Origin of the sequence: Faecalibacillus sp. TM498 (genome assembly GCF_020589955.1) — a bacterium.
GTDB classification, from domain to species: Bacteria; Bacillota_I; Bacilli_A; order Erysipelotrichales; family Coprobacillaceae; genus Faecalibacillus; species Faecalibacillus intestinalis.
Genome location: NZ_JAJDKB010000025.1, coordinates 20,434 through 37,102 on the forward strand (window position 1 = coordinate 20,434; position 16,669 = coordinate 37,102).

The window sequence follows — 16,669 nt, forward strand, 5'->3', positions numbered from 1 at the left end:
CATCTCTTTATTTTAAAATACTTATAATCTTTTCAATTTGATTTTTTGTAAGTGCTTGATTCCTTCTTAGATGTAAAATATCATCTATTTCACTTTGATCATTAATAGTATATTCGCTTTCTACTGGACTATTCATATTTACAAATAAAACATAACCTTCTATCCATAAATCAACACCATAATACTTCAAATATTCCTTTAACAAATATATTTCTCTTTTTAGTTGTTTAATAGGATTTCTTATTTCTTTTATATATTCTTTGTTTCCTCTACTTATTTTATACTTATTCCAATATTGATCATCTTCATTTCCCACAAGTTTACCACTAAAATTCTTTACTTCAAAAATAAAAATACCATTATTGTTAATAACAACATAATCTAATTCTGTATTTCTTCCATGTATTGATATATTCACATTGTTCAATAATAAATCATTTTCATTCAAATAATGATTTAATATCTTCTTTGCTTGTAATTCTCCTTCTTTCCCTGCAATTCTTTTTTGATCTTCACCATTTGATAAACTTAAAAGTAAAATTATGAATAATATAATTACAAAAAAGATAATCACTATTATCTGCATTATGTATCACCTCTTATCCATTATAACAAAAAGAGAAGAACCAAGTCTTCTCTCTTTTACTTTCTAACGAACATATTTTTTCATTACAATAATGTAAATTCCTAATAAGCTTATACCTAGTAAAGCCATTGGTACAATACTATTTGTATTATCTCCTGTTGTTACAGCTTTTTTACTTTCTACTTTTGTTTCTTTTTTAGAAGCTGTTTCTTCTTTCTTTGTTTCAGTTTTCACATTTTCTAACTTAACAATCTTTTCTGTTTCTAACACTTCTTTACATACTGTACATTCTTTATGTTTTGATCCTTCTTTAGCTACTGTTGGTTGTTGATCAATGATCCAATCACTTGATATATGTTCTCCTTTAGAATCCTTATCTTCATAATATTTATTGATTGTTTTTGAGGTTTTTCCACATCTTGAACATACATACCAATATGTATCGTGTTCCTTACAATTAGTTGCTTTTTCTCTTAAAAATTGTGGATTCTTAACTTCTATATAAGCATGTCCTAAATGAGTACCTGTTGCTGCAAATGCTTCTGTACCTTTTGCTCCACAAATACAACTCTTATAATATCTAGCAGGTGTCATACAAGTAGCTGGAGTCGCTAAATATTCACTACTTTCAACTTCTTGATCATACACATGATTTCCTACTTCTGCAGATTCATAATACTTATCTTGTGCATTTTCATCATCTTTAGCACTTACATCACATCTTGAACATGCATACCAATATGCATCATGTTCTTGACAGTTACTTCCTTGAGATTTTAAGTATTTTGCATCTTTTATTTGTTTTGTATATTCATGTCCTAATTTTGTATCTTTATCTTCAAATGTTTCTGTAGTACTTACTTGACCACAAGCACAGCTTTTATAATAGATAGCATTTGTTGTACATGTTGCTTTGTCTTTTAAAGTACTTACTCCATTGACTTCTTTTAATTTTTGATCAAAAGTATGTTCTTCCCAAACTGCTTTAATTTCCTTATTTTGATCATCTTTAGTAAATACTCTTTTATCTCCTACTTTATAAACAGTATTGTCTACTTGCCAGCCTTTAAAATGTTTTCCATTTGGAGCAACATATTCACATTCTGGGAAAGTAAATTCTTTATCTAATTCAATAGCTGGATTAGTCATTGTTCCTGTTCCACCATTAGAGTCATATTTGATTTTTAATTGGAATACTAATGCATCAATTGCATCATTGATGGCTTTTGCCATAGCATCTACTTCATCTTGTTCTGTTATATTTTTACTACGTACAACTGTTTTAATAGCATCTTCTACCTTTGAAAAATCTTTATAGTTATCTTTATTAAGTTTATTTGCTTTTTCAATAGCTTTATCTACTTCTGTATAATCTGCAGATTTATATTTTAATTGATTAATTGCTTTATTAATAGCATCTGCATAGCCATAAACTGTATCTTGTTGTGTAATATCTAAGTCATATTTTACATCTTTTAATACATCTTCTAATGCTTGTACTGTTTCATCTGTATACAGAGTTAGATCACTTGGTATTCTTTTCTTTGCTTCAGTTACTTTTGTATAATCTGCGCCAGCATATGTCATACTTAATAATTTATTTAAAACACTATTAAATATTGCTTTAGCCTCATTTGAGCTTTTAGCTCCCATATAATAAGCACTATTTTCTGCTCTAGTTCCTAAGTTTTTATAACTTTGGGCATCTGAGTAATTACTAGAAACTCCATGCATATAAGCATTAAACTTTTCCGCATCTGACCAACTACCACTTCCTACATGTCCAGTAATAGATGGATCAGTTAAAGAAAACATTCCAAATGTATAAACTTCTGCATCTTTTTTTATTTCCTTTGATGTTGTAATAGCTTTATTAGCGACATCATCATCAAAATTACTCAAAGTCGTCGGCTGACCATCCGTTACAAAAAAAACAATTCTTTTAGCATATTTTCTACTTTCATCATTTTTACTTTGTTCAATTTGTTTTAGCGCTAATTCCATTGCATAATCTGAACGTGTTGCCCCTGCAGGACTAATGCTGTTTACAACATCTTTTAATTGTTCTTTGTTTTCATTTGTGGCAGTAAAGAAATCATTCATAATTTGCGTATAATTATATTTATATCTATTTTCAGTATAGGTATCATTCCCTACTTTATCTGATTTATCTCCAGCAAATTTAATAATCGAAATTCTACTTTGTTTATTTACCTGATTTATCTTTGAATTATTTTCAGCAAAGCCCTCAATAAATTGATTAATTGAATCTTTTAAAATTGCAATCCTTTTAGTACTATCAGTTGAAGTTATAGGATCTTCCATACTCCCTGAAACATCTAAAACCAAGACAATATCAAGTGGTATATTATTCTTTTGATTAGCCGCAAATACATTGACTGGCATTTGTGCAAAGAACATCATTAATGTCAGTATACATGCTATCACTTTCTTATATATTTTCATTTTCCCTATCCCCTTTCTTTGAATATTATTCATTTCCTCCTATGCTTTTATTTTACTTTTTTTAATTGTTATTTTTTATAATTGGCGCGAAATGTCGTTTTTAGGGTGTGAAATGTATATAAGAAGTGTTTTTATTTTGATAAAATAGTATTAGGTGATGTATATGAATATAGCAATATGTGATGATGATCTTTTATATATGAATCAAGTTAAAGAAATGATAGAAAAATGGGGAAAGGAACATCATGAAGATGTTTCTATTTATCTTTTTAATCATGGGGATGCTTTAATTAATAGTTATCAAAAAAGTCATATCGAAGTTATCTTATTAGATATTATAATGCCTTTATTAAATGGTATGGAAACAGCTCATGAAATTAGAAAAAATGATTCTGTCGTTAAAATTATTTTTTTAACCTCTTCTCCTGAATTTGCCTTAGAATCTTATGATGTTAAAGCAAGTGGATATCTTTTAAAACCTACAACTTATGAAAAACTATGCTCTCTTTTAAATGATTGTAAACAAGCATTTCATTATGAACCTGAATCTATTATTGTTAAAACAGATAAAGGATATCGTAAAATTTATTATCATTTGATTGAATGTGTTGAAGCACAAAATAAAAAAGTTTTATTTTGTTTAAATGATGGTGAATGTCTAGAAGTTTTAGATACTTTTGTTCATTGTAGTAATGAATTAACTACAAATGATGCATTTTATAAATGTCATCGAAGTTACTTAGTTCATATGCCTGCTATTGATCATTTTAATTCTATAGAAATTGAAACAAAAACACACAAGAAAGTTCCCATCGCAAGAAGTTATGCTAAATCTTTTAAAGAAGCTTATTTTGAATATATGTTTAAAGAAGGTGATTAACATATGATTTATACTATTTTAGAATCTATTCGTTATACTTTAACTTTATTATTCGGTATCTTTGTTTCTGCACTATTTCTAGATATTAGAATCAATAAAAAGAATGTCATTTGTCTTTTTCTATTCTTTTATATTGATTTAGTATTACAAGGTATTTTCTATTTTACTAAAGATTTATCGGCTGTTATTTCTTTATATCCTTTTATTACCCATTTACCACTTTTATTATTTTTTGTTTTAATTTTCAAAAAACGATTATTTCCAAGTTTAATTGCTATAACAAGTGCTTATTTATGTTGTCAAATAAGTAACTGGACAACAATCTTTGTTTCCTCTTTTATTAAGAATATAGATAATATAACCTATTCTTTAACACTCATTATTTCTTTTGTTTTCATTATTAAATTTGTTTATTTACCTATTTCTCAATTATTAAAAAAACAATCACGTGAACTTATTTCTTTTGGTATCATTCCAATTTTCTATTATATATTTGATTATCTTTCTACCGTTTATACAAAGCTTCTTTATATTGGAAATAAAACAACTGTAGAATTTACACCATTTCTTTTATGTATCTGTTATTTTGTATTCTGTACCGTTTATTTTAAACAATATGAAGAAAAGCAAAAAATAGAAACGACCAATAAGCTTATTTATATGAAACAAGCACAATCAAAAAAAGAAATGAAACTGATGGAAGAAAATGAAAAAAAGGTTATTTTAATGAGACATGATATGCGTCATTTTTTAAACAATATACTAAACGATCTTGAAAATAATCAAAATGAACATGCTATCGAATATATTCATACTTTATTTGATGCCATCGATCAAACTGTAAGAAAGAAATATTGTTTAAATGATACTGTTAATATGATTATGACATCTTATGAAAATAGAATGAAAGATAAAAATATTGATTTTCATTATCATTTAGATATTCCTCAACAATTGTCTATTAGTGATATCGATTTAACTTCTATTCTATCTAATGGTTTAGAAAATGCTTTTAAAGCTGTTATGCCATTAGAAAATGAACGTTTTATAGAATTAAATATGCAAGAAAAATGTGGTAAGCTACTTATTTCGATTGAAAATAATTACTTAAATGAACCTATTTTTATAGATGGTATTCCTATATCTAAAGAAAAAGATCATGGCTTTGGAACTCAAAGTATTGCTTATACAGTTGAAAAGCTCCATGGAAATTGTCAATTTTCTACTCATCAACACCATTTTAAATTAAGAGTTGTCATTTAAAAAGGATTACAGGTTAAGCACCTTGTAATCCTTTTACATCTTGATCAGTAATTCTTTTACCATCTTCAATTTTATTAATAACATTAATAATACCGTTCAAAGATTTTTTATTAGGTTTCATTGTATAACATTTTTTACCCTTCATAGAATATGTTTTATATGAAATTTCTGGATCTCCCGTAAGTTGAACATTGTACATTTTCCATTTAGACATATCATCTAATTGCGTTTGAACAAGTGATTTTATATCTTCAGATGACATATTAGTTTCAAAACATCCTTCTACTGCTTGTAAAATATTTGAATAGTTTGTAATGATTTTAGGAGAAACAGCTTTATTGATCATGGCTTTAAGTAATCTTTGTTGGTTTCTTCCTCGATCAAAATCACCACTTGGTAAAGCATATCTTTCTCTTACAAAACATAAAGCTTTATCTCCATCCATTTGATTAATTCCTTTATTAATATGATAGTGACCATGTAATGTTGTAAATTCATAAGGTGAATCAATTGTTACTCCACCTAAAGCATCAATGATATTAGTAATTCCACTAAAGTTTGTCTTAGCATAATAATTCACTTTTAAATCCAAGAAATCTTCTATAGAAGAAATTGTCTCGTTAATACCATACATAGCTGAATGCGTTAATTTATCCATTTTTCCATTTTTATGCAAGGTAATTTGTGTATCTCTAGGAATAGATACAATTAATATTTGTTTTTGAATTGGGGAAACACAGACAGCAAGATTAACATCAGCTCTTGAAATTGCTGAAACTGTCCCATAAGTATCTATTCCTGTCATATAAACAATAAATGGATTTTTAGTCACATTTGTTTCTTGTGTCACAGAATTTAATTTTTCTTGAATTTCTACTTTATATAAACTCTTTAGATTTTCATCAATGCCTTCATGATTTGCTTCTAATAAAGCCATATAAGCATTATCAGCAACAATAACATCAATGTCTTCATCCATGATAGCATCTCCTAATAAAGAATAATCTTTATAATCTTTTGTTTGAAAATCTTTATTTGCTTTATTTTCTATTTTAGCAATTGCTGATGTAATATTCTTTGAGCCTTTTTCACTAGCAATTCCAATTTCTGTATTACCTTTTACATCACTTAAACTTTTAATAGCACTCTCTTTTTTTACATACATACAAATAACTCTTGTTTGTGTAAAAGAACCTGTAATATTAGATAAAAAATTATTTCCTTTAAAAGCCATTACCGAAACAAATCCTAAAGCAATGCTAAGTATTAAAGATAATAGCTTTCCAAAAATCAATCTAGCATATTTATTTTCTCGCTTTTTCTTTTTAATACCTGATTTAATAAGCAATGAACTTAACATCCATAACAAAAAAATAATACCACATAAAATCAAATAATATTTCATTGGTAACATCTTTAATATATAAATACATCCTAAAAAAATGATAGAAACGATAAATTGTATTAATAATAAAATACGTCTAGAAAACAACTTAGACATAAAACTTCTTTTCTTTTTTTTAACCATTAAAACACCCTCTTAACATGCAAATATTTTAGCACATCAGACATACTTATTCAATTCAAGCTCATTTACAATTAACAACAAAAAAACTAGATTTCTCTAGTTTTCCATTTTTTCTTTTACAGGATCAATCCCTTTTCTTTGTAAAATCGCATGTACTACATTTCTTTTACCACTTTCACTTCCTGCAGAAGTACAAGTAGATAAAGTAATTACCGATTGTACTTGAGATTGATCAAAATCTACTTTAATAGAAGATGTCTTTACCATTTCTTGTACAAATGAAGCTGTATCAACAATTTGTGTACTATATAAAACACTTGATTCTGAAATAATATGTCCTACAACCACTTTATATTGACTTACTGTACCATCAGGTAAATAAATATAAACATAAGGATGTTCATCCGCAAAGCTTTGATCCGTATAGGATTTAATATTATTAAACATTGAACCATTTTTCATATTATGACCATAAATAACCGTATTAAAATCATTAAATGGATCTTCATTTTCACTTGCGATAAAAATACTACCTGCACTTAATTCATTATGATCTATATCACTATGAATATAAGTGTCATTCGTTTCACCTTGTAAAACAGGATAATTCACATTTGTATTTGGAATTTGAATCCACGCTTTCACATCTTTATTTCTTTGTAAAAGCTCATCCCAATTAATTTGTAAATAGCTTTCCTTTTCTTCTTTTTCTTCCGTATAAGTTTTAGCTAATTCTCCATAATCATCATCTATTTTTTTATAATTCAAATAAATATTAATTAAATTATATGCTGAGTAACAAAATACACAAACACAGACAGTTAATAAGATATATCTAATTGCTTTTTTCATTATACATTAAATTTAAACAACATGATGTCTCCATCTTGACCTACATATTGTTTACCTTCTTGTCTAATTTTTCCAGCTTCTTTTAAAGCATGTTCACTACCATATTTCACTAAATCATCAAAACTATATGTTTCTGCTTTAATAAAACCTCTTTGGAAATCACTATGAATGATACCCGCCATTTCTGGAGCTGTCATTCCTTCTTTAAATGTCCATGCTCTTACTTCTTGTACTCCAGCTGTAAAATATGTTCTAAGACCTAATAAGCTATAAGCTTCTTTAATTAATTTATCAAGACCACTTTCTTCAATACCTAAATCTTGCATAAACATAGCTTTTTCTTCTTTATCCATTCCTACTAATTCAGCTTCAATTTTTGCACAAATAGGAACAACGTCGCTACCTTCTTCTTTCGCAAATTCTAAAACTTGAACATAATATGGATTTTGCATTGGATCTTCTAAATCTTCTTCACCTAAGTTAGCTACATAGATTAATGGTTTCATTGTAAGTAAAGTATATTGTTTGACAATTAACATTTCTTCTTTATCAAATTCAATACTTCTTGCTGGTTTATTTGCTTCTAATGTTGGTTTTAATTTTTCTAAAACACTCATTTCAGCTTTAGCTTCTTTATCACCTGATTTAGCTTTCTTTTCTAAACGTCCAATACGTTTTTCAACTGTTTCTAAATCGGCCATGATCAATTCTAAATTAATTGTTTCAATATCTCTAATAGGATCTACATCACCATCAACATGTGTTACATCCTTATCTCTAAAACATCTTACAACCTCACAAATTGCATCCGTTTCTCTGATATTTCCTAAAAATTTATTACCTAATCCTTCTCCTCTACTTGCACCTCTTACAAGACCTGCAATATCCGTAAATTCAAAAGTTGTTGGAACTGTCTTTTTAGGTTCAATCATTTCTGTTAATTTATCTAAACGATAGTCTGGTACTTCTACGACACCTACATTTGGATCAATTGTCGCAAACGGATAGTTTGCTGCTTCTACTTGTGCATTTGTAATTGCGTTAAATAATGTTGACTTACCAACATTTGGTAATCCTACAATACCTGCTGTTAATGCCATCTTTTTCACTCCTCTTTTTTTACCTCTTTATTGTAATGAAAAATACCCATAAAAGCAATATTTTCGTTTTGTCATTTTTTTTCATTTAAATTTATTTTATAATAGCAAAGAGGTGATTGGATGTTATCAACAATAGATTTGCACGGATGTAGTCAAAGTGAAGCTAAAGTAAAACTAGATCATTTTTTAAAAGGAACTTCAATTCTTGTTAAAGAAGTGACAATTGTTCATGGATATTCTTCTTCTATTCTTTTAAATTATGTTAGAAAAAAATATTCACATCCAAGAATTGAAAGAAAAATACTGACACTTAATAAAGGAGAAACAGTCTTTATCTTAAAATAATGGAAAAATTTTATCAAAACAATCTCAATTACATCCGTCAACATCATTTAGACAAAATATGCGTTGTAATAGCTAAAATAACCCCTTATCTTACAGCCGCACTTTATGCTTTAACACTTCTCATATTATTTATTAATCATTCATCAAAGCTATTATTGACAATCATTAAACCATTAAGTTCTTTTTTGATTGTAACACTTATTAGAAAACTCTATAATCGTCCACGTCCTTGTATGACATTTAATATTGAACCACTTGTAGGTCATAAAACAGGAGAATCTTTTCCTAGTCGTCATACAGTAAGTGCTTTTGCGATTGCATTTGCCTTATTGAATATTAATATTCATTTAGGAATCATTGCTTTAATTATTGCATGTATTGTAGGGCTATCAAGAATCATTTGTGCTGTTCATTTTATAAGTGATGTTCTTTGTGGTTTTTTAATTGCATTGATCATTTATTTGATATAACGAAATTTTTATTTCGTTATTTTTTTTTACTTTTTTTAAAAAATAAAAAGAAAAAGATCAAAAAATTGTCTATATAATAGGAGGAAAAATTAACTGGAAAAAATGGCAATACCATTAGATAAAGCAATGGACCTATTAGATTTATCTAGTATAGAAAAAGAAGAAATGAAAAAACATTTTCAATCTTAAAAGAACGTGCACCTACACGTTCTTTTGTTTATTAATTAATATTTTACGATAAAATTGAGAATATTTAGCGACTTCACTATTAATTTTCTTTACCCCATATTTTTCTAAAAGTGTTTTTTCATCACTAAATAAGTTTGTTCCTAATCCTAGATGTTCACCTTTAATCTTGACTCCTAGACTCGCAAGAATTGTTGGATAAAAATCAAAGATAGCAAATTTTCTATTTTTAGGTTGAAGAGGTTCAATTGCACTATTAATAAAACAATTATAAGGAGTACGTAAATAGTTTTTATCTAAGTGCTTAAAGAATTTTTCAGACATACTTTTATGATCACCCGTAATAACAATTGTTGTATTTTCATACCATTCTTGTTTTTGACACCATCTTACAAAAGTTTCCACTTGTCTTGATTGACAACTAATAACATTAGCGTATTGACTATCATATTCATGTTTACACTCGTCACAAATATATCCATCTGGTGTATGAGTATCAATTGTCACCAGTTCCATACAAAATGGTTGATTACTTTTAGCCATTTCTGTTAAATCTTCTTTCGCGAATTCAAAGACTTTTTTATCTTCAAATCCCCAAAAAACATGATAATCTTGAGGAAGTCTTCCTTCTTTCTTTAAAGAAGTTGTATCTTCTATTTTAAAATTTCCATGTTGTTTATAAAAATTAGAGGTACAACCAAAGTTAGCATCTGATCCCATTAAAATTCGATTTTGATAACCTTGTTTTTCTAATATTTCACCCAATGTATAACATCCTGATAAAAATGAAGAATTTTCATTATATTTATCTTTAGAAAGTGGAAATAAAAGTGGAATTCCCGCTTCTTGTGCAACCATTGAAGCAATAGTCCATTGTGTTCCTTCAATAGTATAAGAACCCCCTATTTTATTCGAATGTGAAAAATTAATATTTTCTTTTGCTAGCTCACCTAATTCTTTAATATAATTATTTTCTTCTTGTCCGCCATCTTCTTTAGAAAGATACGTATTTTCTACAGATTCTAAATAAATATGAATTAAATTTCTTTTTTCTTTAAATTCTAATTCAACATTTTGAGGATCCACATAATGTTCTTCATAAAGTTTAGATGTTCTAACCATATCAAAAACATACGTAATAATTTGATAATTAATTAAGGCGTAAAGCAATGTTCCAAGAATTAAAATAGTAATACAAATACCTTGGTAATCAAATAAAAAAACAAGTGGTGTTTTATATAATAAAAATACTCCTATTAAAGTTGTTAAAAAAGCTGGTGGTGCACAATTTAAAAACCAATCTTTAAAAATACCTTCGTCTGTTCCATCACATGGAACCACCATGTGATAAATCATTTGATTTAAGGTTTTTACTGAAAAAGTACGATTTCCCCATAAAATACTAAAGATTACTAACATTACAATAAATAAAATTATTATTAAACTCATATCATCATTCCTTTTTATTGGTTCATTCTATCATAATTTTTTATAAAGAGCGAGAAACAAAATACCCTTTTTTTCGATTATTCGTTATAATACTTACGAAGGAGTAAAAAAATGAAAGATAGAAAATTATTATTTTTTGATATTGATGGTACATTATTGAGTGAAAAGACTCATACTGTTCCTCAAAGTGCTAAAGAAGCTTTAAAAAAAGCTAAAGAAAATGGACATCTCATTTTTATTAATACAGGTCGACCTATTTCTACAATCGATCAAGAGATTCATGATTTAAACCCTGATGGTTATATTTGTGGATGTGGAACATACATCACTTATCATGACCAAGTAATCTATCATCATCAATTATCTAAAGAAAGATGTAAAGAAATTGCATCTCTTATAAAAAAATATGAAATTGATGCTGTTTTAGAATCAAAAGATCATGTTTATTTTAATACTCATATTAAAAATTCTTTTGTTCAAGGAATTCAAGAAAGATATACAAATAATGGTTTCAATGTTTCAACAAGTGAAGATCCAAATCTTTCCTTTGATAAATTTACTATTTGGTTTGATCATGATATCCAAGCCTTTAGAGATAATATTTCTCAAGATTTTGATATTATTGAACGTAGTGAAGAAATGTGGGAAATCGTACCAAAGAATCACTCAAAAGCTACAGGTATTCAAACTGTTGCGGATGATTTTAAAAGCGATTTAGAGCATTGTTATGTCTTTGGAGATTCTTTCAATGATGAAAGTATGTTACGTTATGTTAAACATTCTATTGTTATGGCTAATGGTGTACAAGCTATGAAAGATATTGCTTATTTTGTGACAAAAGATATTGAAGATGATGGTATTGCTTATGCTTTAGAAAAACTTGATCTTATCTAAGATTAAAAAAGCCTGCTTGGCAGGTTTTTTCATTTATTATATTAATCTAACTTACATAACATAATGCCTGAATTTTCTTCAAATGCCTTAAATCCCATTTTTTCATAAAATCTAACCGCACGTTTATTATTTGTATCAACTAAAACACATATCCCAGGTACTTTTTCTTCTTTTAAAACTTCAAATAAAGCTTGCATTAACTTTGAACACACACCATTACCTGTATATTCTTCTAATATATCAATATGAATATGTGCTGGATATTCAGGATAAAAACGTTCTAGTTCACGATTAGCATTAGGAAATCTTTCTGCCTTTACTTCATCTAATTCTTTTAAAGTCAAATAATAAGGATATGCATTTTTTTCATAAACCTTTAAATCCTTGGCACATAAAATATAACCACACACCTCATCTAAATCATTTTTAAGTATTAAGCATATTTCTTTATCAATATAAAGCTAATGTTGCCTTTTTAGCATTATCATCTTTATATCTAGATGTTGATTGAAAAATACATACATTTTGTACTTGTTGTTTATATTTTGGTTCATATTTAATTATTTCTATTTTCTCTTTCAAAAGAAGCATTTCAAGTTCTTCCCCTTTCCTTTTTATCATTCAAATTATTAAATAAAAATGACTATATCATCAAGCTCTTAATCTTCCTAAAAAAAAGAGTATTTATGAAATTTCATAAATACTACTCTACATGTTCTACAACTTTTTTTAAACGTTTTTCAAAATCACGTCTAGAAAACATAACAATGGCATTACATCCTAAACATTTAATTTTAATATCAGCACCCATTCTTACAATCTTCCATTGATTTGATTTTTTACATGGATGTTGTTTCTTCATTTCTACAATATCATTTAATTGATAATCCATAATTATTCTCCTTGATGATGATAAAATGCTTCTAAAGTATTTTGTAATAACATTGTAATCGTCATTGGTCCAATTCCTCCTGGAACAGGAGTAATTGCATAAACTTTATCTTTCACATCTTCAAAGTCAACATCTCCACAAAGTTTATTATTTTCATCACGATTAATACCAACATCTAAAACAACAGCGCCTTCTTTAACATAGTCACTATTGATCATTTTAGCACGACCAACAGCTGCAATTAAAACATCTGCTCTTTGACAAACTTCTTTTAAATTTTTTGTTTTACTATGAGCGATTGTTACAGTAGCGTTTTTTTGTAAGCATAAAAGCGCTACTGGTTTTCCTACAATGTTACTTCTTCCCACAACAACAACTTCTTTTCCTGTTAAATCATAGTTGATTTCATCTAATAAAACCATCATTCCTTTAGGTGTACATGGTACTAAACTTCTTTGTCCTAAAAATAACTTAGCCACATTTTCTGGATGAAAACCATCTACATCTTTTGATGGATCAATGGATTCTAAAACTTTATCTTCATTAATATGATCTGGTAAAGGTAATTGTACTAAAATTCCATCAACTGTTTCGTTTTCATTTAATTGTTTGATTTCGTTTAAAAGTTCTTCTTCACTAAAAGTTGCATCATGTGTAATTTTTAAAGAATCCATTCCTACATAAGAACATCCTCTTTCTTTATTTCTAACGTATACTTGACTTGCTTGATTTTCCCCTACTAAAATAACCGCAAGTTTTGGTAAACGATCATATTTATTTTTCATTTGTTCAATTTCTTCTTTTAATTGATCCTTGATCTTTGTTGAAATCTCTTTTCCACTAATAATCATAATATGTCCCCCTCATATTATCTATGATTATATAGGAAGAAACAGGTAAATTCAATAAAAAAGGTATAAGCCTAAGCCTATACCTCATCATTATTCACCTTCATGTTCTAAAGTATTTTTTTCATATACTTTAAAGAATGGATAGTACACAACCACAGAAATAGCAATCAATACGAACATGAAAATAACATTTCTAATATCCAATGCTGATAAGAACCCTTGTGCAAAGAATGGTGTAAATGATGGATCGACAATATAACCTAATGAAACAAGTCCCATACTTTGAACAAGATAACCAAGACCTGCCGAAAGACATGGCATGATTAGAAACGGAATTGATAAAATCGGATTTAGAACGATTGGTGTTCCAAAAATAATTGGTTCATTAATTCCACATATACCAGGCAATACACTTAAACGTCCGATTGAACGAATATGTTTTGATTTTGATTTACACATTAATAAAACAAGTCCTAATGTATTTCCTGCCCCACCTATCAATACATATCTAAACATTTGTAAGTTAATTATAGCTGTTGGTGCTTTTCCTGCATTAACAAGTTCAGCATTCACTCCGGTATTTGCGATACATAAAGCAAAAACAATTGGAAAAACAATAGAAGAACCATTAATTCCAAATAACCATAAAATATTTGAAAATAAATAAATTCCCATAAACATCCAAATATTATCTACACCTGAAATAGCTGGTGTTAAAATAGACATAATAAAATTTGGTAAGTTTTTACCTGTAGCTGCCATCAAAGCAACATTTAAACCGTATATAATAATAATGTTTGCAGCAAGTGGCAACAAACTATTTACAAAATCAGTAACTGCACTTGGTACACTTCCTGGAAAGGAAATAACAAGTTTTTGACTTACAAAACGCGAAATTTCCACAGAAACTAATGCAATAATAATGGCAACAAATAATCCATCAGCTCCTAAATAACTTGTTGAAATACCACCATCTTTTAATGGTGCTGACACCATTAAGAAAGTACACATAGCAATAATTCCATAAACAGCTGATTTCATTTGATAGCTTTCTGCTAAACAATAAGCAATACCAAAAGCAGAAATTAAGCCAACCAATCCCATTGTGTAATTATATGGTAATGTAAGTACATCATAGTTAGCAACCGCAAATTGTTTCCAACCTATTAAAGCTTTTAAAAAGATGTTTCCTGTATGTAAATCGACTAAATCTAAATTAATTGGTGGATTCGCAACAATCAAAAATAATGATCCTATAACGATTAATCCAAGTGGCATCATCATTCCTGATGAAATTGCTTGTAGGTGTCTCTGTTGTGCGAGCTTATTTGCAACAGGCTCTAATACCTTCTCTAATTTTTCTATCATTCTATATTCCCCTCAAAATATAATTTATCTATTAAAATTGCCAACCATTAAATGTAAAGGCTGTATCTACGACATTTTCTGGATCGTATTCTTCTAAAATTTTTGCATAACGTTCTTTATAATCATTATCTACTTCCATTTGTGGAATAACTTTACTTGCTTCATGTAAGAAATGGAAAGAATCACGTCCCATTGCTTTTCCTCTTACTGTATGCTTATCTAAAGCAACATCAGGAATTTCTGGGAATTTACCCATCGCAAATGATTTAATACAAATATTTTTTAATAAATCGCTTGAACGATCTTTTTGACAGCTACATAAATAACGAATTGCATGAATGAAATACATTGGTTGATCACCATCTGCATATTCAAAGTTTTTAGACATTTGATAGAGATTATTGACTAGAACTGCAGCCATTGGGTCTCCCATTCCAATATCTTCTACTGAAATTGTAAGTAAACGTCTCCACATTTTTTCTAATAATTGTGGTGAAGAAATATACATTTCATAAGCAAACATACATGCATCTTCTTCTTTGGCACGTCTAATTGATTTTTGCAAAGCAGAAATAACCTCATCTCCTGCATAGCCATTTTTTGTAACGATTTTTGACCAAGGGTCGTACATTGCTTTTGCCATTTTTCTTGCTCCTTTATTTTTTCTATGACATAATTATTGTGAGGTGAAACTTATGAATATTGATCATTTAAAAGATAAATTTGATTTAAATGAATTAGAAGTCTCTTTATTGGAATATATTAAGAAAAATCAAAAACAATTGAAAAATATTACCATTAGACAAATGGCAAAAGATAATTTTACATCAACTTCTGCCATCTATCGTTTATGTAATAAATTAGAATTTAGTGGTTATAGTGATATGATTTATCATCTATCTAGCAACACTCATAATAATGCTCCTGCTCAAAAATACGAAAACTATTTACCTCATTTTATTCAATTATTAAATAAACATAAAAATAGTAAAATCGTTGTTTTTGGTATGGGATTTTCAGCTCCAATTGCTGATTACATTTCACAAAGATTAACTCTTAATGGCTTTTGTACCATGAGTGTTGTTCATATGGAAATGTTGGATGTTAGTTTTCAAGACTCAACCTTTCTCATTGTCATCTCCAATTCAGGAATTACAACAAGACTTGAAGAAGTCGTTGAAACAGCTAAAAACAATCATATTGATATCATTACTTTCACAGGTAATGAAAAATCAAAAATAAGTCAGTATTCCACTTTACCTATTATCATCGGTCACTATAATCCTTTTTATCATGATAATCTTGTTCCAAACGCTTTCTTTGGACAAGTTCTCATTATTTTTGAATCTCTTCTCTATTCTTTTTTGTCCTCGAAAAAATAATATACTTTCATGTCTTCAATTAAAATAATTTGACAAGACAAAAAAACATGTTTCCATTTTTGAAACATGTTTTTCTTGGCTATTCAAATAATTTAGGGGTCCCAACTTTGGGGGTCTACTTTAGGGGACAACTTTAGGGGGATGGACTTCTAATAAT

18 protein-coding genes are annotated in these 16,669 nt (G+C 28.1%); 6 read left to right on the forward strand and 12 right to left on the reverse strand.

Going from position 1 to position 16,669, the window contains the following annotated elements:
- Positions 1 to 7 precede the first annotated feature (7 nt).
- Positions 8 to 586: a nuclease-related domain-containing protein gene (locus LJD32_RS08925; protein ID WP_227392204.1), complete on the reverse strand. Its 579-nt coding sequence runs from the start codon at positions 584 to 586 to the stop codon at positions 8 to 10.
- 63 nt (positions 587 to 649) lie between these two features.
- Positions 650 to 3,052: a vWA domain-containing protein gene (locus LJD32_RS08930; protein WP_227392205.1), complete on the reverse strand. Its 2,403-nt coding sequence runs from the start codon at positions 3,050 to 3,052 to the stop codon at positions 650 to 652.
- A gap of 163 nt (positions 3,053 to 3,215) precedes the next feature.
- Here LJD32_RS08930 and LJD32_RS08935 point away from each other — a divergent pair, with 163 nt between their 5' ends.
- Positions 3,216 to 3,932, forward strand: a complete 717-nt coding sequence (locus tag LJD32_RS08935; RefSeq protein ID WP_032090956.1) for a LytR/AlgR family response regulator transcription factor — start codon at positions 3,216 to 3,218, stop codon at positions 3,930 to 3,932.
- A gap of 3 nt (positions 3,933 to 3,935) precedes the next feature.
- Positions 3,936 to 5,195, forward strand: a complete 1,260-nt coding sequence (locus LJD32_RS08940) for a sensor histidine kinase (RefSeq protein WP_227392206.1) — start codon at positions 3,936 to 3,938, stop codon at positions 5,193 to 5,195.
- 13 nt (positions 5,196 to 5,208) lie between these two features.
- Here the strand turns inward: LJD32_RS08940 and LJD32_RS08945 are convergent, their stop codons facing one another.
- From LJD32_RS08945 to ychF, 3 genes are all read right to left on the reverse strand, one after another.
- Positions 5,209 to 6,723, reverse strand: coding sequence for an LCP family protein (locus LJD32_RS08945; protein WP_227392207.1), 1,515 nt, complete (start codon positions 6,721 to 6,723; stop codon positions 5,209 to 5,211).
- 96 nt (positions 6,724 to 6,819) lie between these two features.
- Complete coding sequence (srtB, locus tag LJD32_RS08950) at positions 6,820 to 7,575, reverse strand: class B sortase (protein ID WP_052011008.1); 756 nt, start codon at positions 7,573 to 7,575, stop codon at positions 6,820 to 6,822.
- Positions 7,575 to 8,675, reverse strand: coding sequence for a redox-regulated ATPase YchF (gene ychF / locus LJD32_RS08955; RefSeq protein WP_022002578.1), 1,101 nt, complete (start codon positions 8,673 to 8,675; stop codon positions 7,575 to 7,577). The genes srtB and ychF overlap by 1 nt, the downstream gene beginning before the upstream one ends.
- A 120-nt stretch (positions 8,676 to 8,795) precedes the next feature.
- On the opposite strand from ychF, the gene LJD32_RS08960 reads away from it, so the two are divergent.
- Both LJD32_RS08960 and LJD32_RS08965 read left to right on the forward strand, forming a co-directional pair.
- A complete protein-coding gene (locus tag LJD32_RS08960) occupies positions 8,796 to 9,020 on the forward strand; it encodes a Smr/MutS family protein (protein ID WP_032090959.1) in 225 nt (74 codons plus the stop codon).
- Complete coding sequence (locus LJD32_RS08965; RefSeq protein WP_022002576.1) at positions 9,020 to 9,490, forward strand: phosphatase PAP2 family protein; 471 nt, start codon at positions 9,020 to 9,022, stop codon at positions 9,488 to 9,490. The genes LJD32_RS08960 and LJD32_RS08965 overlap by 1 nt, the downstream gene beginning before the upstream one ends.
- A 201-nt stretch (positions 9,491 to 9,691) precedes the next feature.
- Here LJD32_RS08965 and LJD32_RS08970 read toward each other — a convergent pair whose 3' ends face one another.
- Complete coding sequence (locus LJD32_RS08970) at positions 9,692 to 11,125, reverse strand: LTA synthase family protein (protein WP_227392208.1); 1,434 nt, start codon at positions 11,123 to 11,125, stop codon at positions 9,692 to 9,694.
- 111 nt (positions 11,126 to 11,236) lie between these two features.
- On the opposite strand from LJD32_RS08970, the gene LJD32_RS08975 reads away from it, so the two are divergent.
- Complete coding sequence (locus LJD32_RS08975) at positions 11,237 to 12,019, forward strand: HAD family hydrolase (RefSeq protein WP_227392209.1); 783 nt, start codon at positions 11,237 to 11,239, stop codon at positions 12,017 to 12,019.
- A 41-nt stretch (positions 12,020 to 12,060) separates the two neighbouring features.
- Here LJD32_RS08975 and LJD32_RS08980 read toward each other — a convergent pair whose 3' ends face one another.
- The 6 genes from LJD32_RS08980 to LJD32_RS09005 all read right to left on the reverse strand — a co-directional run bounded on the left by LJD32_RS08980 (position 12,061) and on the right by LJD32_RS09005 (position 15,773).
- Positions 12,061 to 12,474, reverse strand: coding sequence for a GNAT family N-acetyltransferase (locus LJD32_RS08980; protein ID WP_227392213.1), 414 nt, complete (start codon positions 12,472 to 12,474; stop codon positions 12,061 to 12,063).
- Positions 12,470 to 12,610 (reverse strand): hypothetical protein, encoded by a 141-nt coding sequence (locus tag LJD32_RS08985; protein WP_227392210.1) that lies wholly within the window; start codon positions 12,608 to 12,610, stop codon positions 12,470 to 12,472. Before LJD32_RS08985 ends, LJD32_RS08980 begins: the two co-directional genes overlap by 5 nt.
- 112 nt (positions 12,611 to 12,722) lie before the next feature.
- Complete coding sequence (locus tag LJD32_RS08990; RefSeq protein WP_022002571.1) at positions 12,723 to 12,911, reverse strand: DUF951 domain-containing protein; 189 nt, start codon at positions 12,909 to 12,911, stop codon at positions 12,723 to 12,725.
- A 2-nt stretch (positions 12,912 to 12,913) separates the two neighbouring features.
- Complete coding sequence (folD, locus tag LJD32_RS08995; protein WP_227392211.1) at positions 12,914 to 13,762, reverse strand: bifunctional methylenetetrahydrofolate dehydrogenase/methenyltetrahydrofolate cyclohydrolase FolD; 849 nt, start codon at positions 13,760 to 13,762, stop codon at positions 12,914 to 12,916.
- A gap of 90 nt (positions 13,763 to 13,852) precedes the next feature.
- Entirely contained in the window at positions 13,853 to 15,130 is a 1,278-nt protein-coding gene (locus tag LJD32_RS09000; RefSeq protein ID WP_175301407.1) for a PTS sugar transporter subunit IIC, read from the reverse strand.
- Between the two features lie 31 nt (positions 15,131 to 15,161).
- Complete coding sequence (locus LJD32_RS09005; RefSeq protein ID WP_032090968.1) at positions 15,162 to 15,773, reverse strand: hypothetical protein; 612 nt, start codon at positions 15,771 to 15,773, stop codon at positions 15,162 to 15,164.
- A gap of 52 nt (positions 15,774 to 15,825) precedes the next feature.
- On the opposite strand from LJD32_RS09005, the gene LJD32_RS09010 reads away from it, so the two are divergent.
- Positions 15,826 to 16,512: a MurR/RpiR family transcriptional regulator gene (locus LJD32_RS09010; protein WP_032090969.1), complete on the forward strand. Its 687-nt coding sequence runs from the start codon at positions 15,826 to 15,828 to the stop codon at positions 16,510 to 16,512.
- The last annotated feature ends 157 nt before the right edge of the window (positions 16,513 to 16,669 follow it).

Excerpts from the sequence above, each read along its gene's own strand:
- LJD32_RS08925 (WP_227392204.1), bottom strand. The coding sequence starts at position 586 with ATGCAGATAATAGTGATTATCTTTTTTGTAATTATATTATTCATAATT.
- LJD32_RS08930 (WP_227392205.1), bottom strand. The coding sequence starts at position 3,052 with ATGAAAATATATAAGAAAGTGATAGCATGTATACTGACATTAATGATG.
- LJD32_RS08935 (WP_032090956.1), top strand. The coding sequence starts at position 3,216 with ATGAATATAGCAATATGTGATGATGATCTTTTATATATGAATCAAGTT.
- LJD32_RS08940 (WP_227392206.1), top strand. The coding sequence starts at position 3,936 with ATGATTTATACTATTTTAGAATCTATTCGTTATACTTTAACTTTATTA.
- LJD32_RS08945 (WP_227392207.1), bottom strand. The coding sequence starts at position 6,723 with ATGGTTAAAAAAAAGAAAAGAAGTTTTATGTCTAAGTTGTTTTCTAGA.
- srtB (WP_052011008.1), bottom strand. The coding sequence starts at position 7,575 with ATGAAAAAAGCAATTAGATATATCTTATTAACTGTCTGTGTTTGTGTA.
- ychF (WP_022002578.1), bottom strand. The coding sequence starts at position 8,675 with ATGGCATTAACAGCAGGTATTGTAGGATTACCAAATGTTGGTAAGTCA.
- LJD32_RS08960 (WP_032090959.1), top strand. The coding sequence starts at position 8,796 with ATGTTATCAACAATAGATTTGCACGGATGTAGTCAAAGTGAAGCTAAA.
- LJD32_RS08965 (WP_022002576.1), top strand. The coding sequence starts at position 9,020 with ATGGAAAAATTTTATCAAAACAATCTCAATTACATCCGTCAACATCAT.
- LJD32_RS08970 (WP_227392208.1), bottom strand. The coding sequence starts at position 11,125 with ATGAGTTTAATAATAATTTTATTTATTGTAATGTTAGTAATCTTTAGT.
- LJD32_RS08975 (WP_227392209.1), top strand. The coding sequence starts at position 11,237 with ATGAAAGATAGAAAATTATTATTTTTTGATATTGATGGTACATTATTG.
- LJD32_RS08985 (WP_227392210.1), bottom strand. The coding sequence starts at position 12,610 with ATGCTTCTTTTGAAAGAGAAAATAGAAATAATTAAATATGAACCAAAA.
- LJD32_RS08990 (WP_022002571.1), bottom strand. The coding sequence starts at position 12,911 with ATGGATTATCAATTAAATGATATTGTAGAAATGAAGAAACAACATCCA.
- folD (WP_227392211.1), bottom strand. The coding sequence starts at position 13,762 with ATGATTATTAGTGGAAAAGAGATTTCAACAAAGATCAAGGATCAATTA.
- LJD32_RS09000 (WP_175301407.1), bottom strand. The coding sequence starts at position 15,130 with ATGATAGAAAAATTAGAGAAGGTATTAGAGCCTGTTGCAAATAAGCTC.
- LJD32_RS09005 (WP_032090968.1), bottom strand. The coding sequence starts at position 15,773 with ATGGCAAAAGCAATGTACGACCCTTGGTCAAAAATCGTTACAAAAAAT.
- LJD32_RS09010 (WP_032090969.1), top strand. The coding sequence starts at position 15,826 with ATGAATATTGATCATTTAAAAGATAAATTTGATTTAAATGAATTAGAA.